The sequence below is a fragment of the Kribbella sp. NPDC004138 genome (assembly GCF_053603655.1).
On record NZ_JBSGFZ010000042.1, the window covers coordinates 1 to 24,865 of the forward strand.

The following is a 24,865-nucleotide window of genomic DNA, read 5'->3' on the forward strand; positions in this document are numbered from 1 at the left end:
TCCCCAACCCGCCCCACTCCCAATCTTGCGGGCCCGCGCGGCGGTGGTACCACCGCCGCGCTTCGTGCTCTGCCCACGCTTCTGGGCGCCTGACGGACGGGGGCGTCCACCGGCCGCCGAACGGGCCGTGCTCGGCCGTTTGGCTGCCGACTTCTGCGCCCGCGCCGGGGAAGACGTGCGGGTCGCCATATCGTTCAGGCTACCCCGATCACCCCTCGAGTCCCACGTGTCACACGCCGATCACGCTGCCCCATCCGTAGCGTCACGACACGTGCGTACGCCGCCGCAGCCGCCCCAGGTGCCACAGCACGACGTACCAGGCGAGCGCGGCCAGGCCGCCGGACACGAGCCCGGACAGCACGAGCCGTACGGCGGTCTCCCCGGCGAACTCGCCGTCCACCCGGCCGAGCTCGACGATCGCGCCGGTGACGCCGAAGACCATCAAGGCGGCCAGCACGAGGTAGCGCACCCAATCAGGCACCCCCGGCTCGACAGCGGACGGTGCTGTACGGCGGTACCAGCGGTAGAGCCAGACGGCGAGGACGAGACAGCCACCGACGGTGCTGACGTACTGGAGGATGCGGTTCACGTCCCACGCTCCCGTCAGCTGAGCCCGGAAGAAGCCTGGGAATTCTCGGACGAAGTACCCGTCATAGTGCGTGAACGAGTCCCAGAGCACATGGGTCAGCGCACCCAGGACGGCGGAGACGACCATCCACACCAGATGGGGTCGGGCCGCACCAGGCAGGCGTGCGGCGAGCGCAGTCGGAGCCAGAGCCACCAGGGGTCGCTTGAGCACCACGTTGAAGACAAGAAGCAGCACGAGCGCCAGCAGCGGGTCCAGCCAGAGCGCCGACGTGAACTTGTGGGTGAGGGTCAGCGTGAAGTTGCCGTTGATCTGCGTGGCGATCCGGTAGATCGGCCCGACGTACAGCAGGTCGGGAGCCACCGCGCCGGCCACGAGAGCCGACGCCACCAACGGACGCCGGCACAGCGGAAGGACGGCCGCGGGGTGGGCAAGAGTGAACGGCACGGCGGCAGCCTAGGTGCGTGGCAGGTCGTGTTACGCGCCCGTGGTCCCGTCGAGTTGCTCCCGCAAGAGGTCTGCGTGGCCGCAGTGCCGGCTGTACTCGCCGATGAGGTGGATGTAGATCATCCGCAGCGTCGAATCGATGCCCTTGAACGTGAACCGCTCGTCCAGCGAGTGGCCGGCCGCCGCGTCGTCGGAGAGCTTCCACTCGGCGATCAGGCCTTCGTACGCCGCCTGCGCGTCGGCCGCCTCGATCCGCTCGAAGTCGGCGTCCTTGCCGAGCTCCAGCGGGAACACCGGCTCGGCGGGGACCTCGGCGAAGTGGATGCGGAACCAGATCCGCTCGACCTTGGTGAGGTGCCGGATCAGGCCGAGCAGCGACAGGTTGGAGGGCGGCGACGGCCGTTCGGCCAACTGCTCCGCGGTCAGCCCCGCGCACTTGAACAGCAACGTGCTGCGATAGAACTGCAGATAGCCTTGCAGCAGTTCGCGTTCCGGTGCGGTCAGCGAGCCGTCCGGCCGCTCGACCACAGGCGCTCTCCAGGTCATCGACTTCCTTACGTCATCCCACGATGTGTTCACTCATCTCATCACATGAGATAGTCACTGGCGGCAGCCGTATCCCGTTCGTTACCGTTCTCGGCAGGTCATGAGTGCCAGCGACAAGCCCCGGCTAGCTGGCCGGCAACCCTCCTCCGCGGTGGGGTGCCCCGGGTGAAGACCAGGCCGTGCGGATACCCCGTTCGGCAAGTGCGGACTTCCCTGGGAGCATCGTCATGTCGATCCTGTCCATCCTCGAGCCGGCCAGTACGACGACTTCGCGGCCGACCGTCACGCGTCAGGTCACCGGAAACATCCCCGCCACCGTCGGTTCGGACCTGCTGGTCCCGCTCGCCGACGGCCGGGTCACCGACTACGCGAACTTCGACCACGGCGCGAGCGCCCCGTGTCTGGAGTCCGTCCGGGCCAGTGTCGAGGCGGCCCTGCCGTCGTACGCGTCGGTGCACCGCGGCAACGGCTACGCCTCGCGGATCACCACCCAGTGGTACGAGCGGGCCCGCGCCGAGGTGCACGGCTTCGTCGGCGCCCGCGCGGACGACCAGGTGATCTTCACCCGGCAGACGACCGACGCCCTGAACCTGCTCGCCCACGCGGTGCCGGCCGACGCGACCGTGATCGTCTTCGAGTCCGAGCACCACGCCGCGCTGCTGCCGTGGCCCGCCGAGCGGACCGTCCGCCTCGGGGCCCCGTCCAGCCCGACCGAGGCCGTGACCCGGGTCGCCGACGCGCTCCGTCAGGCGCCCGAAGGTCCTCGCCTCGTCATGGTCACCGGAGCGTCCAACGTCACCGGCGAGATCTTCCCGATCGCCGACATCGCCAAGGTGGCCAAGGCCCACGGCGCGCGGGTCTGCCTCGACGCCGCACAGCTCGCTCCGCACCGCGCGGTCGACATCGCCGCTCTGGATGTCGACTGGGTCGCCCTGTCCGGTCACAAGCTCTACGCGCCGTACGGCGCCGGCGCACTGATCGGCCGCTCCGACTGGCTCGACGCCGCCGACCCGTACCTGTACGGCGGTGGCGCGACCCACGCCGTCACGGGCGACACCGTGGTGTGGACGACCGGACCGGCCCGCCACGAGGGCGGCTCCCCCAACGTCATCGGCGCCATCGCCCTGGCCAGCGCGTGCGCCGCGATCAGCAAGCACCGCGACGCCATCGAGCAGCACGAGCGCAGCCTGCTGGCCCGGCTGCGCACCGGACTCGCCCAGATCGACGGCGTCACGACGTACTCGATCTTCGGCGAGGAGGCCGACCGCGTCGGCACGGTCTGTTTCACGCTCGCCGGCCGGACTTCGACGCTGGTGTCCGCGGCGCTGAGCGCCGAGTACGGCATCGGTGTCAGGGACGGCAAGTTCTGCGCCCACCCGCTGGTCGGCCACCTGCTTGCCGACTCCCTTGAGCACGGTACGGCGGTCCGCGCCAGCCTCGGCCTCGGGGCGACCCGTGAGCACGTGGACCGGCTCGTCAACGCCGTCCGTACGCTGGCCACGACCGGTCCGCGCACGGAGTACACGGAGAGCGCCCACGGCTGTCAGCCGGCGGACGACCCGCGGGACCTTCAGGCCCCGCGGATCTGGTAGCCACAAGCAGCTCTCCTACTGCTCGGGAGGTACGAGACCTACATGGTGAGCAGCGAACGCCAGTAGGTCCGCCCACTCCGCCGCGATCATCGCGGCGGGCTTTCCGAAGCCATGGCCGGTGTTGACCTCGACCCGGGTCAAGACTGGTCGCGGACCGGACTGGGCATGCTGCAGCGCCGCGATGAACTTGTGGCTGTGCAACGGAACCACCCTGTCGTCGTGGTCCCCCGTGACCACCAGCGTGGCCGGGTACGACGTCCCGTCGCTGACGCGATGCAGCGGCGAGTACGCCAGCAGGTCCTCGAACTGCTCCGGATCGTCCGGCGAGCCGTAGTCGGACGCCCAGGCCGCACCAACGGTGAACTTGTGGAAGCGCAGCATGTCCAGGACACCCACACCGGGCAATGCGACCGCGAACAGGTCCGGTCGCTGCGTCATGACGGCACCGACGAGCAGCCCGCCGTTGCTGCGACCGTGAACGGCCAGCTGCGCCGGAGTCGTCACGCCGGTGTCCCGCAGATCCTCGGCAACCGCGATGAAGTCGTCGAAGACGTTCTGCTTGTTCTTGAGCCGCCCTGCGTCGTGCCACTCGGTTCCGTACTCGCCGCCGCCACGCAGGTTGGTGATGACCAGCACGCCACCGGCAGCAAGCCATGCCGGCCAGCCGGGCCGGTAGTCGGCCTGGATCGGGATACGGAACCCGCCGTACCCCCACATGAGCGTCGGGCGCGGCTCGGAGAAGTCCAGGTCCGACCTGGTGATCAAGAAGTAGGGCACCGGTCCGGTCCGGCGTGTCACGGTGACCTGAGGCGGCGTGAAGCCTCCGGAGCCACGAACCAGCTCCGGCAGCACGCGTACGTCGCCTGACCCGGTCGAGACGACGTACGACAGCGTGGGGTCGGTCGTCGTCGACAGGCCGATGAACAGCTCGTCGTACTCCGGCCCGGCGTTGAGCCCGACCACACCGCCACCAGGCACGTCGACGACGCGCTCACCGGAGCCGTCCAGCGCGTAGAGCGTCAGCACCGGCTGCGCGTCGACGAGCGTCAACGTGGCGAGGCCGTCCGCCGTACCGCGGACTGCCTGCAGCGTCGACTCTCCCTCCGGGATCAGGTCGGTAAATGAACCGTCCAGCGTCGACAGCACCACCCGGCCGCGGGACGCGTCCCGGTCGGTGCGCAGGACCAGCTGGTCGCCGGACATCCGCACGAAGGCGATCTCGTCCGCGAACTCGTCGACCACCTTTACCGGCTCGCCCAGGCCGTCGGAGGTGATCGGGTAGATCCAGAGCCGGGTGGCGTGGTCGGTCCCCTCGGTGATGTGGACGACGAGGTACCGGTCGTCGTCGGACACCTCGGGAGTGATGAAGTACCGCTCGTTGTCCGGGAAGCTCAGCAGCAGCTCGTCTTCGGACTGCGGCGTACCGACGCGGTGCAGCATCAGCCGTCCGCCGGACAGGGACGTCGTCTCCGTGCCTTCGCTGCGCCCGCTCGCCGGGTAGTGCAGATACAGGTACGCCGAACTGTCGGGGAGCCACGTCGCCTCGCAGAACTTGGCCTCCGACACCTGGTCGTCGACAGGCCTTCGGTTGGCGATGTCGAGCAGCCGGAACGTCGTCCAGTCGCTGCCGCTCTCGTTGACGCCGTACGCGAAGTACTTGCCGTCAGGGCTCACGGTGAACGAGCCCAGCGAGTCCGTGCCGTCCTCGGACAGCGTGTTCGGGTCGATCAGCACCCGGCCCGCGGACAGCAGCTCGTCGAGCGAGCCGGCGACAAAGATCACGTCCTGAGCCTGGGTGCCGTCGTTGCGGCCGACGAAGTACCAGCCCGACTTCTTCACGGGCACACCGGCCCGCGGCCGCGCGAGGATCGCAGCCATCGTGGCCTGGAACCAGCCACGCTCGGGGTAGTCGGCCAGCTCGGCCTGGGTGAATGCGTTCTGCCGGTCGACCCAGTCCTGGGTATCGCTCGAGTCAGGGTCTTCCAGCCAGCGGTAAGGGTCGGCGATCTGGTGCCCGTGCAACGTCTCGACCACATCGTCGCGGCGGCTCTCGGGATAGACGGTCATGGACACAACCTACTGGCGGACTCAGCGGCCTGCCGTCACACTGCGAGCGTGACCACCACGCGACCGGTCGACGACAACGCGGCCCAGGTGCGGGTCGCCGCCGCCGTGGCCGGCCCGCGGATCCGGCTGGACGTCCTGCAGCGAGTCGCCGGTCTCACCAGCGACGAGTTCGCGGACGCGGTCGACGTACTGATCCGTGGCGGTGCGATCGTCGTGGCACCGGACACGGGCGAGTCGTGGTTCGCCGACGAGTCGGTACGCCGGGACACCGAAGCGCGGCTGGTCCTGAGCCGGCGCGCCGACCTGCACCGCCGTACGGCCGAGGTGCTCGAAGCGGACGCAGGCGCCGACACGGCCGAGATCGCACGGCACTGGGCCGGGGCCGTAGCGGCAACGCCTGATCCGCTCGAACGGGCAGCGCTCCAGCTCCGCCTCGCGACGGCATCCGTCCGCGCCGGTGATCTCGCGACGGCCCACGCTGCCACGCGCAGCGCCGTCGCGATCGCGAGGAGCGCGAAAGCAGCCGAGCTGCTCGCCCAGGCAGCCGTCACGCTCGAGCCGATCGGCCAGTCGGACTGGGACGGCGACATCGACCAGTGGTGTACCGAGGCACTCGCCGCAGCACACAGCTCGCCGAGGACGAGAGTCCGGTTGCTGGCCCGGCAGTCGCAGGCGGCTGTCTACCTCGCGCGGTGGAGTGAGGCGCTCCGAGCCAGCAGTGACGCGCTGGCCCAGGCCGAGGCGCTGCAAGATCCGTCCCTTCTCGTGGAAGCGCTGACCGCGCGCCAGCTCGCGACGAGCGGACCTGACGACGTGGCCGAACTGGCCGCCGCCGCGGACCGGATGATCGAGCTTGGTACGTCGACCATTCGCGCCGAAGTGGAGCTGCGCGGGCGACTCTGGCGCGTCGACACGCTCTGGTACGCCGGTGACCTGGCCGCGATCGGCGGCGAGACCGGCCGGATCGCAAGCTGTGCGGGGCGTGCGGGCGGCCCGCAGGGTCGATGGCACGTCCTGATCACCCGAGCGTCACTGGCCGCCGCCCGCGCCGAGTTCGACGACGCCGAGACGCTGCTCGACGAAGCGCTCACCGTCTTCCGCAGCATCGGTCATCCGGCGGCGCACGGTGCGGAGGTCGCGTTCCGGCTGGTGCTCGGCCATCATCGCGGCCACTCCCCCGAACTGCTGGGCAGTGCCGTCTGGCAGTTCGGAACCGACGCCCGCTGGGATCTCGCCGCCCGGCTGACCCGCGCGTTCGTGCTCGTCGACGCCGGCCGGACGGATGAGGCAGCGGCTCTGTACCAACGCTGCGGCCGGCCCGAGTCGTGGCCGGACTGGCGCGCGGGCGAGCTGCTGCTGAACACCATCGGCGCGCGGGTCGCGGCCGCGATCGGCGCGACCGACGACGTACGACGCTTCCGGGACCGCCTGGAGGCCCGCCGCGGCTGGTACGTCGTGGGCGGCGCGGGCGCGACCAACTTCCTCGGACCGGTCGACCTCGTCCTCGGGGTCTGCGCCGCGGCCCTCGACGAACCGGACGCTGCGGTCGCGGACCTCCGAACGGCCGAAGCGCGCTGCCGCAGCATCGGCGCGCCGGGCTTCGCGGTCGAGTCTGCCTGCCTGCTGGCCGAGACCCATCAGCGGTTCGGCGACGAATCCCGGGCGCGGGCTGTGGCCCGGGACGCGCTCGATCTGGCGCAGGCACTCGGCATGACGCCCTGGGTGGAACGCCTCCGGAGCCTGGCGGTCGCGCCGGACCCGTTGAGCCCACGCGAGCGCGAGGTCGCACGACTCGTCGCGAACGGCCTGAGCAACCGCGAGATCGCCGCCAGGCTCGTCATCTCCGAACGCACCGCGCAGAATCACGTCCAGCACATCCTCGACAAGCTCGGCTTCGCGAACCGCGCCCAGGTCGCGGCCTGGGCGAGCACCGGTCTGAGTACCGACTGAGCAATTCGGACGATGTGACGATGACCCAAGGTGGCGGACGCTCGGACCATGCACAACGATCAGACCGGCGCCGACCGCGACCTGTGGGACCAGGTCACGACGCGCTACTACGCCGACCGCACCGGGGGCACACCCGCCGCCGGGTTCCTCGAGCGCACCGAATCCGCTCGTGCCGCCGAAATCCCCGGCACCACGCCGCGGGTCGACCTGTACGTCGATCCCGTCTGCCCGTACACGTGGGTCGTGGCGTGCTGGCTCCGCGAAGTTGCCCAGCGCCGTACCCTCGATCTCCGGTACCACGTGATGAGCCTGCTGATGCTCAACGAGCACCGCGCCGTCGACGAGACCTACCGCGCGAAACTCGGCGAGATGACCGGTCCGTCAAGGGTCGCGACCGCGGTGGTCGCACACCACGGACCAGAAGCGTTCCGGGCCTGGCACACCGCGTTCGGCGAGCGGATCTTCGACCACTGGCGTTATCCGTCGACCGCCGAGTACCGCGCCGCCTCGACCGAGGCGCTCGTCGCCGCCGGGCTGCCGGTCACGCTCGCCGAGGCGGCCGATTCCGCGACGTACGACGCGGCGCTGCGCCGCAGCCACGACGAAGGCACCATGCCGGTCGGCATCGACGGCGGCACACCCGTCCTGCACCTCGACGGGTCCGCGTTCTTCGGGCCTGTTCTCAACGCGGTCCCCCGCGGCGACGACGCCGTACGCCTGTTCGACGGCATTCGCCTGCTCACCGGCTGCCGCGACTTCTTCGAACTCAAGCGCACCCGCACCAGCCCGCCGGACGTGCGCTACCGGCCCACCGACGGAAAGGCGCGGTCATGAACGACGACGAACTCTGGACCGCGATCGACACGCAAAGAGCCCGTACAGCCGACCTGCTCGCGACACTGACCACCGACGACTGGGCGCACCGCTCGCTGTGTGCGGGCTGGACCGTCCGCGACGTCGCCGGCCACCTGACCCTGCAGCAGATGACGCTCGGCGCCGCCCTCCGCCTCGCACTCAAGCATCCCGGCATTCACAGCCTGAACTGGATCATCCAGGCCTCCGGGCGCGACCAGGCAGCGCTGCCGACCGAGCAGATCATCGGCGAGATCCGCGGCATGATCGGCTCCCGCAGGCACAACTTCGGCGTCACTCCGCGGGAGACGCTCATCGACATCGTCGTTCACGGGCAGGACATCGCGATCCCGATCGGCCGCTCGCTCCCGGTCCCGCCGGACGTCGCCGCGACGGCGGCCACGCGCGTCTGGGAATGCCGCGGCAGCCGGATGTCGAGGGTCTTCAAGTCGCTGCCGTACGACGGGCTCCGTCTGGTTGCCGACGACATCGACTGGAGCGTCGGCGACGGGTCGGAGCTGCGCGGCCCGATGCTCTCGTTGCTCCTGCTGCTCACCGGGCGCCGCGTCGTCCTGCCGCAGCTCGACGGTCCGGGCGCGGAGGTCCTGCACGGCGTGTGACGTCGTACCCGCCGGCCCCGGTGGGCGGCATCCCGCACAAGCGCCGGAGCCGGTGGGTACGACTGGCCTTCTCAGGCCGGGGTGATGTCCTTGATCCAGAGAACCTTGCCGAACAGGTTGCGCAGCGAGACCGTGAACACGCCGGTCCGCGGGTCGATCGACGTGTGACCGAAGAACTGGTTGCCGCCGGCCGGCGACTGGTTCGCGAAGTCGGCCGCCTTCGAGAACACGACCTCCGGCCCGAAGGTGCTGTCCAGGGCGTTCGGACCGAACGTGCCGGCGTTGATCGGACCGGCCACGATCTCCCAGAACGGGTCGAAGTCGGTGAACGCCGCCCGCGACGGGTCGTAGTGGTGCGCCGCGCAGTAGTGCACGTCGGCGGTCAACCAGATCGCGTTGCGGACCTTGCGCTTCTTGAACTGGCTCAGCACCCAGGCGATCTCGTGCTCGCGGCCGCCGGGCGCGCCGGGCAGACCGTTCCCGACCGCCTCGATCAGGTTGCCGTCCGGCACCAGCAGGCCGAGCGGCATGTCGCTGGCGATCACCTTCCAGGCCGCCCGCGACGCCGCCACCTCACGCACCAGCCAGGCGGCCTGCTCGGCACCGAGCATCGCCACCGGCCCGGCGGTCGACGGCACCGGGTTCGCGCCGCGGTACGTACGCATGTCCAGGCAGAACACGTCGAGCAGCGGACCGTAGCTCACCTTGCGGTAGATCCGGTCCCGGCCCGCGGCGTGCTCCATCGGCAAGTACTCGAGGAACGCCTTCTTCGCCCGCGCCGCGAGCACGTCGACGCGCCGCTCGGTGTAGCGGTCGTCGGTGAGGATCTCCCCCGGGTACCAGTTGTTCAGCGTCTCGTGGTCGTCCCACTGCGCGATCAGCGGTACGTCGGCGTACAGCGAGCGCACGTTGCCGTCGAGCAGGTTGTACTTGTACCGGCCGCGGTACTCGGCGAGCGTCTCGGCGACCTTCGCGACCTCCTCGGTCACCACGTTCCGCCAGACGGTGCCGTCGGCAACTTTCAGCTCGGCCTGGATCGGGCCGTCGGCGTAGATGTTGTCGCCGGAGTGCAGGAAGAAGTCCGGCCGGGTGTCGTGCATCGCCTTGTACGCGACCATGCCGCCGAGGTCCGGGTTGATGCCGTACCCCTGCCCCGCGGTGTCGCCGGTGAACACGAACGACACCGGCCGGTTGCGGCCCGGCGTGCCGAACGAGCCGTCGAGCGTCTGCCCGATCCGGCCGTTCTCGTCCTCGAAGCCGATCCGGTAGTCGTAGCGCTGACCGGGGCGCAGGCCACGCAACGGCAGCCGCGCGGTGAAGTCGTCGGCGGCGTCCGTCTTCGGGCCGCGCAGGCAGATCGCCCGGTCGAAACGGCCGTGGCTGGTCAGCTGGACGACCAGCCGGCCCGGGCGGTCGGCGCGCGACCACACGACGGCCGAGTTCGGCGTCACGTCGGCGCTCGCGACGCCCGAGGGCAGCGCGGCGCGGTCACGGCGGACGAGATTCGGTGCCGCGGACGCGACGCCTGGCAGGGCCAACGACGCACTGGCGACGGAAGATGCGGCCAAGAGCTGGCGGCGACTCAGTTTCATGTCCCGAAGGTGCGCTCCACGAGTGACCGCCGGGTGACAGCCTGGCCAACTCCACGGCAAATCACCCACCGGCCGCGATCGCAGGCCCGCGCCCGCAACGACTAGACGGCGCGGATCCGTAGGCTGCAGGCATGTGGTGGGGTCTGCTGTGTGCGCTGGCAGCCGCGGTCGCCTACGGCGTGGCCTCGGTGCTGCAGGCTGCCGCTGCCGGGTCGGACACCTCCGAGAACATCAGCACCCACGGACTGGTCCGGATCGTCGCGCAGTGGCGGTTCCTGGCCGGCATCGCCCTGGACGCCGTCGGCTTCGCCCTGCAGTTGGCTGCACTGCAGGTTCTCCCGCTGTTCCTCGTCCAGTCCGCGCTCGCGGCCAGTCTGGCGGTGACCGCGCTCGCGGCCTGGCCCCTGGGCGTCCGGCTGGGCCGCGTCGAATGGGCCGCCGTCGGGGCGGTCTGTGTCGGGCTGGGATTGCTGGGGATCTCGGCCAGCACCGAGGGCAACGCCACGGTCGGCCGCGGGTTCGAGATTGCACTCGCCGGACTGGTGATGCTGCTCGCCCTCGCCAGGGTCGCGAGCCGACTGGTCCCGCGGCGGCTTCGCGCCGCCGTGCTGGGCCTGATCGCCGGACTGGGCTTCGGCGTCGTCGCCATCTGCGGCCGGATCATTCCCAGCCTGCGCCCGGCGGACCTGCTCACCGAGCCGGCCACGTACATCGCGATCGTCAGCGGTGCGATGGCCATGCTCGGGTACGCCGCCGCGCTGCAGAGCGGCGGGGTGACAACCGCGACCGCGATGCTCGTCGTCGGCGAGACGTTCTTCCCGGCGATCGTCGGGCTGCTCGTGCTGGGCGATCGGCCGCGGCCCGGCTACGAGGCCGTGGCCGCGTGCGGCTTCGTGCTCGCGGTCGCCGCCGCGCTGGTGCTGGCCCGGTTCGGCGAACCCGGGCAGGTGGTCAGCGCGGAGGCGGGATCTCCCCCGAGCCACGGATCGTGAGCTTGACCGGGACACGGACCGTGCGGCCGGGGCGGTGCGGTTCCGGGAGACGCTCGGTCATCAGCTGGATCGCCGTTCGGGCCATCACGTCGGCCGACTGCGCGACCGCCGTCAGGCCGGGGCTGAGCAGGTCGCCGAGCTGCAGGTCGTCGAACGACACCAGCGCCACCTTGTCCCGGCGGCCGGCCAGGCCCCGCAGTACCTCCGCGGTCGTCATGTTGTTGGCCGACAGCAGAGCGGTGGCCGGGTCGGGGCGGTCGAGGACGGCCGACAGCGTGATGCCGATGCCCTCGGTGGTCGGCTCGGACAGGTGGACGAGGTCCTCGTCGACTCCGATCCCGTGCCGGGCCATTGCCGCCCGGTAGGCCACCACCCGCTCCCGCGCGGTGAAGATCCGCTCGTCGTCGCCCAGGTACGCGATCCGCCGGTGGCCCTGCCGGACCAGGTGGTCGATCGCCTGGTCGATACCGCCCGCGTTGTCGGCGAGCACGGCGTCCGCCTCGATGCCGTGCGCGGGCCGGTCGATCGTGACGACCGCCATCCCGGCGTCGACGTGCGGAGCGAGGTAGTCCTGGGTCTCCCCGATCGGCGCCATGATCAGCGCGTCCGGGCGCCGGGCGACGAACTCCAGGCAGACGTCGCGCTCCCGGTCCGGGTCCTCGTCGGTCAGTCCGATCATGACGACCGAGCCGGACGAGCGCGCCCACAGCTCGACCGCGCGGCCGAGCGAGGCGAAGAACGGGTCGCCGATGTCGCGGATCACCACGGCGATCGTGCCGGTCTTGCCGCGGCGCAGCATCCGGGCCGACTCGTTCGGCGTGTAGTTCAGCTCTTTGATCGCCGCCTGGACCTTGGCGGTCAGCTCCGGGCTGACGTTCGGCTCCTCGTTCACCACCCGGGACACGGTCTTCAGTGCGACCCCGGCCCGGGCGGCGACCTCCTTCATCGTGGGCCGGCGCTGGCCCGTCCCGTTCACCCCGCTGACACTCATCGCCGGCCCACCTTCCTCTGCTCGCGGAGCAGGTTACACCGGGTGATCAGCTTTCGACCACGACCGGAATGATCATCGGGCGCCGGCGGTGGGTGTCGCTGACCCATTTGCCGACCACCCGGCGGATCACCTGCTGCAGCTGGTACATGTCGTCGACGCCGCTGCCGATCGCCTTCTCGATCTCGGCCTCGATCTTCGGCTTCAGGTCGTCGAACACGGTGTCGTCCTCGGCGAACCCGCGGGCCTGGATCTCCGGCCCGGCGGTCAGCTTGCCGGTCACCGAGTCCATCACCGCGATCACCGAGATGAAGCCCTCGTCGCCGAGGATCCGGCGGTCCTTGAGCGAGGTCTCGGTGATGTCGCCGACGGTCGAGCCGTCCACGAACACGTACCCGCAGTCGACCTTGCCGGCCACCACGGCCTTGCGGTCGATCAGGTCGACCACCACGCCGTCCTCGACGACGACCACGTTCTCCCGCGGTACGCCGGTCTGCACCGCGAGATCCGCGTTCGCGTGCAGGTGCCGGACCTCGCCGTGCACCGGCATCACGTTGCGCGGCTTCACGATGTTGTAGCAGTACAGCAGCTCGCCCGCGCTCGCGTGCCCGGACACGTGCACCAGCGCGTTGCCCTTGTGGATCACGTTCGCACCGTGCCGGATCAGGCCGTTGATCACCCGGTACACCGAGTTCTCGTTGCCCGGGATCAGCGACGACGCCAGCACGACGGTGTCGCCCGGCTGCAGGTGGACGACGTTGTGGTCGTTGGCGGCGATCCGGGACAGCGCCGACATCGGCTCGCCCTGCGAACCGGTCGACACCAGCACCACCTGCTCCGGCGGGTAGTTGTCCAGGTCGCGCATGTCGATCAGCGTGTCGCCGGGCACCGTCAGGAACCCGAGGTCGCGGGCCACTCCCATGTTGCGGACCATCGAGCGGCCGACGTACGCGACCTTGCGGCGGTGTTTCACGGCGGCGTCCATGACCTGCTGGACGCGGTGCACGTGGGAGGCGAAACAGGCCACGATGATGCGCTGGTTCTTCGCCTTGGTGAAGACCCGGTCCAGCACCGGCGCGATGTCGCGCTCGTGGGTGGTGAAGCCGGGCACCTCGGAGTTCGTGGAGTCGACCATGAACAGGTCGACGCCCTCCTCGCCGAGCCGGGAGAACGCCCGCAGGTCGGTGATCCGGTTGTCGAGCGGCAGCTGGTCCATCTTGAAGTCGCCGGTGTGCAGCACGGTGCCGGCCGGCGTCTTGATCGCGACCGCGAGCGCGTCCGGGATCGAGTGGTTGACCGCGACGAACTCGCAGACGAACGGCCCGATCTGCAGCTTCTCGCCCTCGACCACGGTCTGCTGCGGCACGTTGCGGTGCCGGTGCTCCTTCAGCTTGCCCTCGAGCAGCGCGAGCGTGAGCTGCGACCCCACCACCGGGATGTCGCCCCGCTCACGCAGCAGGTAGGGCAACCCGCCGATGTGGTCCTCGTGGCCGTGCGTCAGGACCACCGCGACGACGTCGTCGAGGCGGTCCCGGATCGGCTCGAAGTCCGGCAGGATCAGGTCCACGCCGGGCTGGTTCTCGTCCGGGAAGAGTACGCCGCAGTCCACGATCAGCAGCTTGCCGTCGTACTCGAACACCGTCATGTTCCGGCCGACCTCGCCGAGGCCGCCGAGCGGGATGACCCGCAAAGCGCCCGGAGCGAGAGGTCCGGGCGCGGCGAGATCTGGATGGGGATGGCTCATGCAATCAGTCCTGCCTGCTTCAAGTCGGTGGTGAGCCGGTCCACTTGCTCGGCGGTCGCCTCAACCAACGGCAACCGGAGGGTCGCGTGCTCGATGACGCCGGCCAGCTTGAGCGCGGCCTTCACCATGATGGCGCCCTGGGTCCTGGTCATGATCGCCTCGACGGCGGGCACCAGCCGTCGCTCGATCTGTTGTGCTGCTCCGAGATCGCCGGCGACCACGGCGTCGATCAGCTGCCGGTACTCCCGGCTTGCCACGTGCGCCACGACACTCGCGATGCCGACCGCGCCGACCGCCATCGTGGCGAGATTCAGCTCGTCGGCACCGCAGTAGTAGAACAGATCGGTGTTCGCCAGCACCTTGGTGGTCCCCGCGAGGTCGCCCTTGGCGTCCTTCACCGCGACGATCCGCGGGTGCTCGGCGAGCGCGATCAGGGTCTCGGTCTTGATCTCGACCCCGGCCCGGGCGGGGATGTCGTACAGCATGTTCGGCAGGCCGGTGGCGTCGGCGACCGCGGTGAAGTGCGCGCGCAGCCCGTCCTGCGGAGGCTTGTTGTAGTACGGCGTGACGACGAGCAGGCCGTCCGCGCCGGCGGCCTCGGCCTGCCGCGCACACGCGATCGTGTGCGCGGTGTCGTTGGTCCCGACGCCGGCCACGAGCTTGATGCCGTCACCGACGGCCTCGCGGACCGCCTGGATGATCCGGACCTTCTCGTCGTCCGAGGTGGTCGGCGCCTCGCCGGTGGTGCCGTTCAGCACCAGGGCGTCGTTGCCGCCGTCCACGAGGTGCCTGGCGACCTTCTGGGCGGCGTCGAGATCGAGTGACCCGTCGGGGCGGAACGGCGTGATCATCGCGGTCGTCAGCCGGCCGAACGGCGGCGTCGACGAGGGCGTGGATTCTGGCGAGGACATGGGCCTCAGATTACCGCTCCCGACCCCTGAAGAAATGGGTAGGCCTGGTGGCTGTCCGCTCGGGGGTCCGGGCAGCCACCAGGCTCACTCGTCCTATCGGGCGCCGCTCGGTAGGCGTTACAGCTTCTGGCAAAAAAGTCCGGAAAAACTTCTGCAAATACTCTCCGTGAGGAAACGTACGCAATGTGTCCGGATTTCGATGCCTTAGTCTCATCCGCGTGTCGACACCTTCTGCTGCCACGCCTGCCGCCCGCCAGAGCCTGACGATGGTCTGCGCGACGATGGCCGGGGCGATCCCGCTGATGACGCTCGTGCTGTGGTTCGTGCTCGCGACCGACGGGATCGGCGAGTTCCCGACCGGCTGGCCGGTGCTGGTGGTGCCGGCCGCCGCCGTCGGCGCGTACTCGATCTGCGAACTGGCCGGCTTCCGTACTCCCCCGCTCGCGCACTCGGCGCGGTCGGCGGCCGAGATCGAGGCGGACTCGTGGCGCCGGTTCACCGCGTCGACGTTCACCCGGTTCGCGGTCTGTGAGGCCGTGTTCCTGATCTCCGTCGCGCTGTCGTTCGTGGCCGAGAGCTTCTGGGTCGTCCTGATCGGCGCCGCCCTGGCGCTGCCGCTGTTCTTCTGGGAGGCGTGGCCGGGCGAGCGCAACCAGCGCCGGTTCGCCGCGGCGCTCGAGTCCGGCGGCATCCCGTCGTACCTGACGGGCCGGCTCCAAGACTGAGGTCAGGAGCGACCGGCGAGCCAGATGCTCGTCGCGTCGAAGAGCCGCTCGACCGCGTGCAGCCCACCCGGCAGCAGCAAGACGGCGCCGATGGTCAGGACCGGCACGATCACGGCGTGCTCGAACCAGTGACCGGTCCGGAACCGCAGCGGCTTCGGGAGACGGAGCTCGTACCAGGTCTCGCCGCGGATCGGGAGCGGCCACAGCCACGGGCAGCCGGAGCGGGTGAGGCTGTCGCCGAGGCAGTGGACGAACATGCCGAGCGCGACCGCGGCGCCGATCCATCCGCCGATCTGCGTCAGGCCCGTTTGCAGGGCATCGGCCGACGCGGTGCCGGGCAGGGCCTCGGCGCCGACGACGGTCCAGCCCGCCGCGGCGAGCACCGCGAAGACGATCCAGTCACCGAGGGCGTCGGCGGCCAGCACGAGGCCGGTCACCGCGACCGCCAGAACGGCCCACTTGCCGCGGTCGCCGAGGCTTGCCGCGAGCATGCCGAGCAGGACCGCGGCGACCAGCGTGTGCGTCGCGTGGCGGTGCTTGCCGGTGCTGTCCTCGTCGCGCGGCCCCTTGGTCACGGCGTAGAGGACGCCCGAGAACGCCCGCACCGCGGCGGAGACGAGCCGGGTCAGCGGACCGAGCAGCCGAGAGGCGCTCGCGCCCGGATGGTCGAGGTCCGGCACCAGGGCGTACCCGGCCGTGGCCGCCGCGAACGGCACCACCTCGGCCACCGTGGTCAGCCCGACCAGCGGCGCCACCGCCAGCCCGGCACACCACCCCGACAACGCATGCGACCGCCCCATCATCCCGCGCCTCACACCCCTCAGCTCGACTTCCATCCTCCCCCACCAGCCCCACTACCCCCATCAGCCACGCAGACCCACCTCGCGCGTGTTTGAGCCCCCACCAACCAGATCCGGCGGCGAAATCCGGTTGGCGGGGACTCAAGGACGGGACCGCTTTGCATAATCATGCAGAGTGATGCATACTTTTCCTGTGTCCAAGGTGCTTACTTCTTTGCCGGTCGGTGAGCGGGTCGGGATTGCCTTCTCGGGTGGTCTCGACACGTCGGTTGCGGTTGCGTGGATGCGGGACAAGGGTGCGATCCCGTGCACGTACACCGCTGATCTCGGGCAGTACGACGAGCCCGACATCGCGTCCGTGCCCGGCCGCGCGACGGCGTACGGCGCGGAGATCACCCAGCTGGTGGACTGCCGCGCGGCGCTCGTCGAGGAAGGTCTCGCGGCGCTCGCCTGCGGCGCGTTCCACATCCGGTCGGGCGGGCGGACCTACTTCAACACCACCCCGATCGGACGGGCGGTGACCGGCACCCTGCTGGTCAAGGCGATGCTCGACGACGACGTCCAGATCTGGGGCGACGGCTCGACGTTCAAGGGCAACGACATCGAGCGGTTCTACCGCTACGGCCTGCTCGCGAACCCGCAGCTGCGGATCTACAAGCCGTGGCTGGACGCGCAGTTCGTGCACGAGCTGGGCGGCCGGAAGGAGATGTCGGAGTGGCTGGTCGCGCACGGCCTGCCCTACCGGGACAGCACCGAGAAGGCCTACTCCACCGACGCGAACATCTGGGGCGCCACCCACGAGGCGAAGACCCTCGAGCACCTCGACACCGGGGTGGAGACGGTGGACCCGATCATGGGCGTCGCGCACTGGGACCCCACGGTGGAGATCCCCGCCGAGGACGTCACGATCGGGTTCGTGCAGGGCCGGCCGGTGACGATCAACGGCAAGGAGTTCGGTTCCGCGGTCGACCTGGTGCTGGAGGCGAACGCGATCGGCGGCCGGCACGGGCTCGGCATGTCGGACCAGATCGAGAACCGGGTCATCGAGGCGAAGAGCCGGGGCATCTACGAGGCGCCCGGGATGGCGCTGCTGCACGCGGCGTACGAGCGGCTGGTGAACGCGATCCACAACGAAGACACGCTGGCCAGCTACCACACCGAGGGCCGCAAGCTCGGCCGGCTGATGTACGAGGGCCGCTGGCTCGACCCGCAGTCGCTGATGATCCGGGAGTCGCTGCAGCGCTGGGTCGGTACGGCGGTCACCGGCGAGGTCACGCTGCGGCTGCGGCGGGGCGAGGACTACTCGATCCTCGACACCACCGGCCCCGCGCTCAGCTACCACCCGGACAAGCTGTCGATGGAGCGGATCGAGGACTCGGCGTTCGGCCCGGTCGACCGGATCGGCCAGCTGACCATGCGGAACCTGGACATCGCGGACTCGCGCTCGAAGCTGGAGCAGTACGCGGGCCTCGGCATGTTCGGCTCCGCGAACCCCGCGCTCGCCTCCTCCACCGAACTGATCGGTGAACTCCCCAGGGGCGGCGCCGAGGCGATCGCGTCCCGCGGCGAGGCCACCGAGGAGGACGAGCTCCTCGACCGGGCCGCGATGGAGTCGGGCACCGACTGAGATCTTCAGTCGCGGGCCGCGGTTAACGGCATCCAGCGAGATGCGACCGCGGCCCTCGAGTGGGCCGGACGGCTCCGGTCAGCCGGAGGCGTCGGCCGGGCGGGGGCCGGTCAGCCGCGCCCGTGGCCGCGCGTGCTCCTGGCCCGATCGGCCGGCCTGGCCGCCGCGCCGTCGCCGGATTCGGAGCGAACTTCGGTGCCGGCGCCTGTTCTGGGCGACGGCGGCGTCATCCCGGCGCCCGCCTGCCGCCGGATCTCCTCCACCTGCAGGAAACGCGCGCGGTTGATCGCGCCACCCAGCACCATGCCCGCCCGGCCGGCCGCCTCCTGCGCCAGCTTCTCGTACTGCCCTCGGAGCACGCGATCGGCTCCCCGCCCGGCGAGGTCACCGAGCCGCCCGTCGGCGGTCCGGACACTCAGCTGCGAGACCGCCTGCGCAGTCACCAGCGCGGCCTGCTGGGCAGCCGCCGACCGCTCCTCCGCCGGGAGCGCATCGAAGTGCGTGCCCGAGTTCATGCGCGCCTCGACGGCCGTCTGCAGACGGTGGCCGGGAGCCGCCGCGGACATCTGTTCCGCGATCTCGGCCGCCGGGCGGTCGGCCGGCCCGAACTCCTCCGCGACCGCGTGCAGAAAGGCCGGACGCAACGAGTTCTCGACGTCCGCGATGTACTGGCGTTCCTCGGCAGTGATCGGACGGGGCGCGGGAAAGGGTTCGGACATGCCGGGGAGTGAACCAGGCCGCGGGGTCAGGCGTCGAAGTCGAGGGTCACCTGGGGTGTGGTCGGGTGGGACTGGCAGGTGAGGACGTAGCCGGCGCGGATCTCGTCGGGCTCCAGCGCCCAGTTGGTGTCCATGCGGACGTTGCCGTCGAGGACCTTGGCACGGCAGGTGCCGCAGACGCCGCCCTTGCAGGCGAACGGGGCGTCGGACCGTACGGCGAGCGTCGCGTCCAGCACCGCCTTGGAGTGCTCCCCCAGCGCGAACGTCGACCGGCGACCGTCCAGGATCACGGTAACCTGCGCTGCGTCCTCGTCGGCGGTCGATTCCTCGACGGGTGCCTTGGGCGCCTCGTCGCCGACGTGGAAGAGCTCGGCGTGGACGTGCTCGCGCGCGACGCCCTCGGCCAGCAGCAGGTCCTGGGCGCCGACGACCATCGCGTACGGGCCGCAGAGGAACCACTCGTCGACGGAGTCCAGCGGGAGGATCGTCGCGAACATCCGCTGCAGCCGCTCGGCGTCGATCCGTCCGCTGAACAGCTCCACCTCGGTCGTCTCGCGCGACAGCACGTGCACGAGGTGGAAGCGCTCGGCGTGCCGGTCCTTCAGGTCGGCCAGCTCGTCGGCGAACATCACCGACCCCGCGGTGCGGTTGCCGTACAGCAGCGTGACGCGGCTCGACGGCTCGATCGAGAGAACCGTCGCGACCAGCGACAGCACGGGCGTGATGCCGCTGCCGGCGGCGACGAACGCGTAGTGCTTGGCGTTCGCGGCGTCGAACGTCGTACCGAACCGGCCGAGCGGGGTCATCACCTCGAGCTCGTCGCCGGCCTTCAGGTCGTTGGCGGCGTACGCCGAGAACTCGCCGCCGGGGATCCGCTTCACGCCGATCCGCAGCACGCCCGATCCCGCGGGCGAGCAGATCGAGTAGCTGCGTCGGACCTCTTCCCCGGTCCGGCGGATCGTCAGGTGCTGACCGGCCGCGAACTCGTACTCGTCCGCGAGCTCGGGCGGCACGGCGAAGGTGATCGCCACCGAGTCGTCGGTGATCGCCTCGATCGCGGCCACCTTGAGCGGATGGAAGGTCGCGCGGCGGCGGGGGGCGACGGTCGTCATCTAGATCGCCTTGAAGTGGTCGAAGGGTTCCTTGCAGCTGTTGCAGCGCCACAGGGACTTGCAGGAGGTGGAGCCGAAGCGGCTCAGCTCCGTCGTGTCCGGCGAGCCGCACAGCGGGCAGCGCACGGTCAGCGCGAGCGCCACCGGCCCGCCGACGGCTCGACGACCGGTCGGCGGGGCGATGCCGTACTCGGTGAGTTTGGCCTTGCCGGTCTCGGTCATCCAGTCGGTGGTCCAGGCCGGCGACAACACGGTCTCGACGCGGCCGTCGACGTTCAGCGAGCGGAGCGTGAGCTCGACCTCATGACGGATCAGGTCCATCGCCGGACAGCCGGAGTACGTGGGGGTGATGGTCACCACGACCTCGTCGCCTTCGTGCCGGATGCCGCGCAGGACGCCGAGGTCGTCGATCGTGAGGACCGGCACCTCCGGATCGGTGACCTCGCCGACCGCTTCGAGGATCGCCTCGTCGGTCACCATGTCGCACCTGGGTGGGATCTCGCGATGTGCTGGAGTTCGGCGAGGAGGTAGCCCATGTGTTCGGTATGGCGACCGTCGCGACCGCCGGTGTGCTGATAGGACGACGACGGTCGCTCACACGTCGACTGGTCGATGACAGCCAGGACTCGATCGGTCCAGGCGTCCCGCAGCGTCGAGGGATCGACGGCTACGTCCAGCCGCTGCACCAGCGCGTCCGACTCGAACATCTCGGGGGTGTACGGCCACAGCGCGTCGAGGGCTGCCTGCATGCGGCGGTGGCTCTCGTCGGTCCCGTCGCCGAGGCGCAGCACCCATTGCGTCGCGTGGTCGACGTGGTACGCGACCTCCTTGACCGCCTTCCCCGCGACACCGGCGAGCGTCTCGTCGGCGCAGGACCGCAGCTCGTCGTACAGGAGCTGCTGGTACGTCGCGAAGTACAGCAGCCGCGCCATCGCGTGCGCGAAGTCGCCGTTCGGCAGCTCGCACAGCTGCAGGTTGCGGAACTCGCGCTCGTCGCGGAAGTACGCCAGCTCGTCCTCGGTGCGGCCGTCGAGCGAACCGGCGTACTGGAGCAGCGACCGCGCCTGCCCCAGCTGGTCCAGCCCGATGTTGCCGAGCGCAACGTCCTCCTCGAGCTGCGGCGCGGCCGCGATCCACTCGGCGGTACGCTGCGCCGCGATCAGCGCGTCGTCGCCGAGGCGGAGCGTATAGACGAACAGGTCGCTCACAGGTGCTCGACACCTTCCGGGACCTCGTAGAACGTCGGGTGCCGGTACACCTTGTCGCCGGCCGGGTCGAAGAACTCGTCCTTCTCGTCCGGGCTGGACGCGGTGATGTCGGACGCCCGCACCACCCAGATCGAGACGCCTTCCTGGCGGCGCGTGTACACGTCCCGCGCGTTCCGCAGCGCCATCGTCGCGTCGGGGGCGTGCAAGCTACCGACATGCGTGTGCGACAGCCCGCGGCGCGACCGCACGAAAACCTCCCACAAGGGCTCGACGCTCATGCCGCGGCCTCCTGACGAGCAGCCTGCTTCGCGGCGTACGCCGCGGCGGCCTCGCGCACCCACGCGCCGTCCTCGTGCGCCTTGACCCGCTTGGCCAGCCGCTGCCGGTTGCACGGACCGTTGCCCTTGACAACTTCGTACAGCTCCGCGTAGTCCGGCTCGGTGAAGCGGTAGTGACCCGACGCCTCGTCGTACGTCAGGCCGTCGTCGGGCACCCGCAGCCCGAGTACGTCGGCCTGCGGGACGGTCATGTCGACGAACCGTTGCCGCAGCTCGTCGTTGCTGTGCCGCTTGATCCCCCACGCCATCGACTGCTCCGAGTGCGTCGACGCGGCGTCCGGCGGGCCGAACATCATCAGCGACGGCCACCACCAGCGGTTCAGGGCGTCCTGCGCCATCGCCTTCTGCGCCTCGGTGCCCTGGGACAGCGTGTGCAGGATCTCGAAGCCCTGCCGCTGGTGGAACGACTCCTCCTTGCAGACCCGCACCATCGCCCGCGCGTACGGACCGTACGAGCAGCGGCACAGCGGCACCTGGTTGACGATCGCGGCGCCGTCCACCAGCCAGCCGATCGCGCCGATGTCGGCCCACGTCAGCGTCGGGTAGTTGAAGATGCTGGAGTACTTCTGCTTGCCGCTGTGCAGCAGGTCGAGCAGGTCGGCGCGGTCGACGCCGAGCGTCTCGGCGGCGGCGTACAGGTAGAGACCGTGGCCGGCCTCGTCCTGCACCTTCGCCATCAGGATCGCCTTGCGGCGCAGCGACGGCGCGCGACTGATCCAGTTGCCCTCCGGCTGCATGCCGATGATCTCGGAGTGCGCGTGCTGCGCGATCTGCCGGATCAGGGTCTTGCGGTACCCGTCCGGCATCGCGTCCCGCGGCTCGATCCGGCCGTCGGCGTCGATGGTCGCCTGGAAGCTGTCGTCCATACCCACAGCATATGTGACACTTTTTCTCGGAATCAACAACAGGTGTCACAAAGGTGGTGCTGGACCTACCCCGGGGAGTGGGTCTGACGCACTGGGGAAGAGCGGTCACGGACGGCGAGGATTCTGTCATCCGTTCAAGGGCTAAACAGTTTCCCGGAGGACCCCGTGACCACCACACTCACCCCGGCAGTAGACCACCGCGGGCCCGTCACCGGCCGCGAGCGAGCCCTCGCGCCGGACCTGATCCGCGGCGCGATGCTGCTGCTGATCGGCCTGGCGAACAGCGCCAACTTCGCGTTCGCCGGCCAGCCCGGCGTGGAGAGCGCGCCCCACGGCTTCGAACGCATGCTGAACTTCCTCAAGCTCACCTTCGTCGACGCCCGGGCGTACCCGGTGTTCGCGGTGATGTTCGGCTACGGCCTGGTGCAGCTCGCCCGCCGGCAGCGGTCCTCGGGGGCCGGCACCGGCGCGGTACGGCGGATCCTGCTGAAGCGCAACGCCTGGCTGATCGCCTTCGGCCTCGCGCACGCGTCGTTGCTGTACTTCGGCGACTTCCTCGGCGCCTACGGCGTCGTCGGCATCGCCAGCACGCTGTTCCTGCTCAACCGCGGCGACAAGTTCCACCGGATCGCCCTCGGCATCTGGGCGCTGATGGCGGTCGAGGTCCTTGTCGTCGGAGCCATGGCTGTGCTCGCGGTCGTCGACAGTTCAGGTCCCGCCCACGCGCTGACCAACTCGCCGAACCCGTCACTGGACGCGTCGTCGTACCTGGGCAGCTTGGTCGACCGGCTGCATGAGTACCCGCTGCACATGGCCAGCGTGCTGCCCTTCATCGTGATCGTCTGGCTCGGTATCTGGGCCGCTCGCAAGCAGCTGCTGGAGAACCCGGGCGCACACAAGACCCTGCTGACGCGCGTCGCCGTCTGCTGCCTCGGCCTGACGTTCGTCGGCGGGCTGCCGCTCGCGCTGGTCGGCGCCGGCTGGCTGCACGTCGACGAGAACGCGGTGGACGCGCTCAGTCTGCTGTCCCACGTGTCCGGCATGTTCGGCGGTCCGGGGTACGTCGCGCTGTTCGGTCTGCTCGTCGCCCGGCTCCGCAGGCAGTCGCGCCCGGTGCGGGCCATGGCCGCGCTCGGCCAGCGTTCGCTGTCCGGTTACCTGTTCCAGTCGGTGTCGTGGATGGTACTGCTGGCACCCTTCACACTGGACCTGGACCTTTTCGGAAGTACGGCGTACACCGCGGCGCTGGTCGCGATCGGCGTCTGGATCGTCTCGGTCGCCGGCGCGTACGCGATGAGCCTGCGTTCGTACCGCGGGCCGGCCGAGACCCTGCTGCGGCGGCTCGTGTACTGACTTGCGAGGATTGCGCACATGAGTGATTTCGGCGTACCGGAACCCGCCAACCTCTCGGATCTGTCCGCCGAGACGCCCGTGGCCGAGACCAGCGTGCGGCTGGCGCTGCCCGCGGAGGCCAACGCGATCGGCGAGATCCAGGTCGCGGCCTGGCGTACGTCGTACGCCGGGCTGCTGCCGGCCGATGTCCTCGCCGAGCTCAACCCGGCCCAGTTCGCGGCCCAGTGGCGGGCCGCGCTGGTCGCCCCGGGCGAGGCACGCAACCGGGTGATGGTCGCGCTGGCCGGCCGCACCCTGGTCGGCTTCGCGGCCATCACGCCGTCCGACGACCCGGACGCCGACCCGCAGCGCGACGCACTGATCGCCGAGCTCGCCGTCGACCCGGAGGCCACGCGCGCCGGCCACGGTTCGCGGCTGCTCAACGCCGTCGTCGACACGATCCGCGCCGACGGCTTCCAGCGGGTCACCGTCTGGGTCAACTCCACCGACGACGTCCTCCGGGCGTTCTACACCGAAGCCGGCTGGGCCCCTGACGGCGCCCACCGCGAACTCGACCTCTACGGCGACGAGTCGGTCCGGATCAAGCAGATCCGCCTCCACACCGACCCCGGAACGGAGTAGCCGCCGATGCAGGTCGAAGTCAACGACGTCGGCGACATGGTCCTCACCGAGGCGGCCGCCCTGCGCGCTCTCGCGCACCCGGTGCGCCTCGCGCTGATGGACCGGCTGACCCGCAGTACGGCGACCGTCGCGGAGCTGGCCGAGCAGGTCGGGGTCGGATCCGCCGAAGCCCAGGGACATGTCGAAGGCCTCGCCGAAGTGGGCCTGCTCGTTGCCGACGGCGATGAGTGGCGGGCGGTCGGGCGCGGCGTGTTCTTCGAGGTGCCGGAGTCCGGGCCCGAGGAAGTCCAGCTGGCCGCGCGCGAGCTGAGCAACGCGATGCTGCTGAACTACGAGCAGGTGCCGCGGGACTGGGTCGAGCAGACCGAGCCGAAGCTCGAGCTCGACTGGGCCCGGGCGGCAGGCCTGTTCAACGCCGGTATGACGGTCACCGCGGACGAGCTGCGAACCATCCAGGAAGACCTGGAGACGATGCTCAAGCCGTACCTGAACCGCACCGAGCAGCCCGAGGGCAGCCGGCGGATCCGGATGCTCGCGTACTTCCTGCCGTCGTCCGGCGCATAGCAGGCCGCCGATCGGCGACGAGCCGGGGGTGGTGCTCGACGGCTG

General features: G+C 70.2%; 24 protein-coding genes and 1 riboswitch. Of the genes, 10 read left to right on the forward strand and 14 right to left on the reverse strand.

All coding sequences use genetic code 11. From position 1 onward, the window contains the following. Positions 1-262: 262 nt before the first annotated feature. Together ACWEOO_RS39685 and ACWEOO_RS39690 are read right to left on the reverse strand one after the other, a co-directional pair. Positions 263-1,033, reverse strand: a complete 771-nt coding sequence (locus ACWEOO_RS39685) for a DUF4184 family protein (RefSeq protein ID WP_452147447.1) — start codon at positions 1,031-1,033, stop codon at positions 263-265. Between the two features lie 30 nt (positions 1,034-1,063). Beyond that, positions 1,064-1,579, reverse strand: a complete 516-nt coding sequence (locus ACWEOO_RS39690; RefSeq protein WP_452147448.1) for a DinB family protein — start codon at positions 1,577-1,579, stop codon at positions 1,064-1,066. Positions 1,580-1,675: 96 nt separating this feature from the next. Continuing rightward, positions 1,676-1,789: riboswitch (SAM riboswitch) on the forward strand. Between the two features lie 17 nt (positions 1,790-1,806). On the opposite strand from ACWEOO_RS39690, the gene ACWEOO_RS39695 reads away from it, so the two are divergent. After that, a complete protein-coding gene (locus tag ACWEOO_RS39695) occupies positions 1,807-3,171 on the forward strand; it encodes an aminotransferase class V-fold PLP-dependent enzyme (RefSeq protein WP_452147449.1) in 1,365 nt (454 codons plus the stop codon). Positions 3,172-3,186: 15 nt separating this feature from the next. On the opposite strand, the gene ACWEOO_RS39700 is transcribed toward ACWEOO_RS39695, so the two are convergent. After that, positions 3,187-5,238: a prolyl oligopeptidase family serine peptidase gene (locus ACWEOO_RS39700; protein WP_452147450.1), complete on the reverse strand. Its 2,052-nt coding sequence runs from the start codon at positions 5,236-5,238 to the stop codon at positions 3,187-3,189. Positions 5,239-5,286: 48 nt separating this feature from the next. On the opposite strand from ACWEOO_RS39700, the gene ACWEOO_RS39705 reads away from it, so the two are divergent. The 3 genes from ACWEOO_RS39705 to ACWEOO_RS39715 are packed head-to-tail and all read left to right on the forward strand — an operon-like array spanning position 5,287 to position 8,660. Then, positions 5,287-7,188: a LuxR C-terminal-related transcriptional regulator gene (locus ACWEOO_RS39705; protein WP_452147451.1), complete on the forward strand. Its 1,902-nt coding sequence runs from the start codon at positions 5,287-5,289 to the stop codon at positions 7,186-7,188. A gap of 48 nt (positions 7,189-7,236) precedes the next feature. Continuing rightward, positions 7,237-8,022 carry a mycothiol-dependent nitroreductase Rv2466c family protein gene (locus ACWEOO_RS39710; RefSeq protein WP_452147452.1) on the forward strand — a complete coding sequence of 262 codons (786 nt, stop codon included), beginning with the start codon at positions 7,237-7,239 and terminating at the stop codon, positions 8,020-8,022. Next, positions 8,019-8,660: a maleylpyruvate isomerase family mycothiol-dependent enzyme gene (locus tag ACWEOO_RS39715; protein ID WP_452147453.1), complete on the forward strand. Its 642-nt coding sequence runs from the start codon at positions 8,019-8,021 to the stop codon at positions 8,658-8,660. Before ACWEOO_RS39710 ends, ACWEOO_RS39715 begins: the two co-directional genes overlap by 4 nt. 71 nt (positions 8,661-8,731) lie before the next feature. Here ACWEOO_RS39715 and ACWEOO_RS39720 read toward each other — a convergent pair whose 3' ends face one another. Then, positions 8,732-10,252, reverse strand: a complete 1,521-nt coding sequence (locus ACWEOO_RS39720; protein WP_452147454.1) for an alkaline phosphatase D family protein — start codon at positions 10,250-10,252, stop codon at positions 8,732-8,734. Between the two features lie 131 nt (positions 10,253-10,383). On the opposite strand from ACWEOO_RS39720, the gene ACWEOO_RS39725 reads away from it, so the two are divergent. Continuing rightward, positions 10,384-11,244 carry a hypothetical protein gene (locus ACWEOO_RS39725; RefSeq protein WP_452147455.1) on the forward strand — a complete coding sequence of 287 codons (861 nt, stop codon included), beginning with the start codon at positions 10,384-10,386 and terminating at the stop codon, positions 11,242-11,244. On the opposite strand, the gene ACWEOO_RS39730 is transcribed toward ACWEOO_RS39725, so the two are convergent. The 3 genes from ACWEOO_RS39730 to dapA are packed head-to-tail and all read right to left on the reverse strand — an operon-like array spanning position 11,204 to position 14,887. Continuing rightward, the gene (locus ACWEOO_RS39730) at positions 11,204-12,235 is read right to left on the reverse strand and encodes a LacI family DNA-binding transcriptional regulator (RefSeq protein ID WP_452147456.1); all 1,032 of its coding nucleotides are present in this window, start codon (positions 12,233-12,235) and stop codon (positions 11,204-11,206) included. The two genes, ACWEOO_RS39725 and ACWEOO_RS39730, sit on opposite strands and share 41 nt — an antisense overlap. 46 nt (positions 12,236-12,281) lie before the next feature. Then, positions 12,282-13,976 (reverse strand): ribonuclease J, encoded by a 1,695-nt coding sequence (locus tag ACWEOO_RS39735; RefSeq protein ID WP_452147457.1) that lies wholly within the window; start codon positions 13,974-13,976, stop codon positions 12,282-12,284. Continuing rightward, entirely contained in the window at positions 13,973-14,887 is a 915-nt protein-coding gene (gene dapA, locus ACWEOO_RS39740; RefSeq protein WP_452147458.1) for a 4-hydroxy-tetrahydrodipicolinate synthase, read from the reverse strand. The genes ACWEOO_RS39735 and dapA overlap by 4 nt, the downstream gene beginning before the upstream one ends. 218 nt (positions 14,888-15,105) lie before the next feature. Here dapA and ACWEOO_RS39745 point away from each other — a divergent pair, with 218 nt between their 5' ends. Continuing rightward, positions 15,106-15,612 carry a hypothetical protein gene (locus tag ACWEOO_RS39745; RefSeq protein WP_452147459.1) on the forward strand — a complete coding sequence of 169 codons (507 nt, stop codon included), beginning with the start codon at positions 15,106-15,108 and terminating at the stop codon, positions 15,610-15,612. Positions 15,613-15,614: 2 nt separating this feature from the next. Here the strand turns inward: ACWEOO_RS39745 and ACWEOO_RS39750 are convergent, their stop codons facing one another. Next, entirely contained in the window at positions 15,615-16,427 is an 813-nt protein-coding gene (locus tag ACWEOO_RS39750; RefSeq protein WP_452147460.1) for a metal-dependent hydrolase, read from the reverse strand. A gap of 178 nt (positions 16,428-16,605) precedes the next feature. On the opposite strand from ACWEOO_RS39750, the gene argG reads away from it, so the two are divergent. Continuing rightward, the gene (gene argG / locus ACWEOO_RS39755) at positions 16,606-18,039 is read left to right on the forward strand and encodes an argininosuccinate synthase (protein WP_355690058.1); all 1,434 of its coding nucleotides are present in this window, start codon (positions 16,606-16,608) and stop codon (positions 18,037-18,039) included. 110 nt (positions 18,040-18,149) lie between these two features. On the opposite strand, the gene ACWEOO_RS39760 is transcribed toward argG, so the two are convergent. Genes ACWEOO_RS39760 through paaA form a run of 6 tightly spaced genes read right to left on the reverse strand, consistent with a single transcriptional unit; the run spans position 18,150 to position 22,282 of the window. Continuing rightward, positions 18,150-18,758: a hypothetical protein gene (locus ACWEOO_RS39760; RefSeq protein WP_452147461.1), complete on the reverse strand. Its 609-nt coding sequence runs from the start codon at positions 18,756-18,758 to the stop codon at positions 18,150-18,152. Positions 18,759-18,784: 26 nt separating this feature from the next. Then, complete coding sequence (gene paaE / locus ACWEOO_RS39765) at positions 18,785-19,870, reverse strand: 1,2-phenylacetyl-CoA epoxidase subunit PaaE (protein ID WP_452147462.1); 1,086 nt, start codon at positions 19,868-19,870, stop codon at positions 18,785-18,787. Continuing rightward, positions 19,871-20,350, reverse strand: a complete 480-nt coding sequence (gene paaD / locus ACWEOO_RS39770; RefSeq protein ID WP_452147463.1) for a 1,2-phenylacetyl-CoA epoxidase subunit PaaD — start codon at positions 20,348-20,350, stop codon at positions 19,871-19,873. Next, a complete protein-coding gene (gene paaC / locus ACWEOO_RS39775) occupies positions 20,344-21,078 on the reverse strand; it encodes a 1,2-phenylacetyl-CoA epoxidase subunit PaaC (protein WP_452147464.1) in 735 nt (244 codons plus the stop codon). The genes paaD and paaC overlap by 7 nt, the downstream gene beginning before the upstream one ends. Next, entirely contained in the window at positions 21,075-21,356 is a 282-nt protein-coding gene (gene paaB, locus ACWEOO_RS39780) for a 1,2-phenylacetyl-CoA epoxidase subunit PaaB (RefSeq protein WP_355690052.1), read from the reverse strand. The genes paaC and paaB overlap by 4 nt, the downstream gene beginning before the upstream one ends. Then, the gene (paaA, locus tag ACWEOO_RS39785; protein WP_452147465.1) at positions 21,353-22,282 is read right to left on the reverse strand and encodes a 1,2-phenylacetyl-CoA epoxidase subunit PaaA; all 930 of its coding nucleotides are present in this window, start codon (positions 22,280-22,282) and stop codon (positions 21,353-21,355) included. The genes paaB and paaA overlap by 4 nt, the downstream gene beginning before the upstream one ends. A gap of 165 nt (positions 22,283-22,447) precedes the next feature. Between paaA and ACWEOO_RS39790 the strand changes: the two genes are divergently transcribed. Genes ACWEOO_RS39790 through ACWEOO_RS39800 form a run of 3 tightly spaced genes read left to right on the forward strand, consistent with a single transcriptional unit; the run spans position 22,448 to position 24,820 of the window. Further along, a complete protein-coding gene (locus ACWEOO_RS39790; RefSeq protein WP_452147466.1) occupies positions 22,448-23,635 on the forward strand; it encodes a DUF418 domain-containing protein in 1,188 nt (395 codons plus the stop codon). 18 nt (positions 23,636-23,653) lie between these two features. Then, positions 23,654-24,256 carry a GNAT family N-acetyltransferase gene (locus ACWEOO_RS39795; protein ID WP_359933560.1) on the forward strand — a complete coding sequence of 201 codons (603 nt, stop codon included), beginning with the start codon at positions 23,654-23,656 and terminating at the stop codon, positions 24,254-24,256. Positions 24,257-24,262: 6 nt separating this feature from the next. Then, complete coding sequence (locus ACWEOO_RS39800) at positions 24,263-24,820, forward strand: ArsR/SmtB family transcription factor (RefSeq protein ID WP_452147467.1); 558 nt, start codon at positions 24,263-24,265, stop codon at positions 24,818-24,820. Positions 24,821-24,865 lie beyond the last annotated feature (45 nt).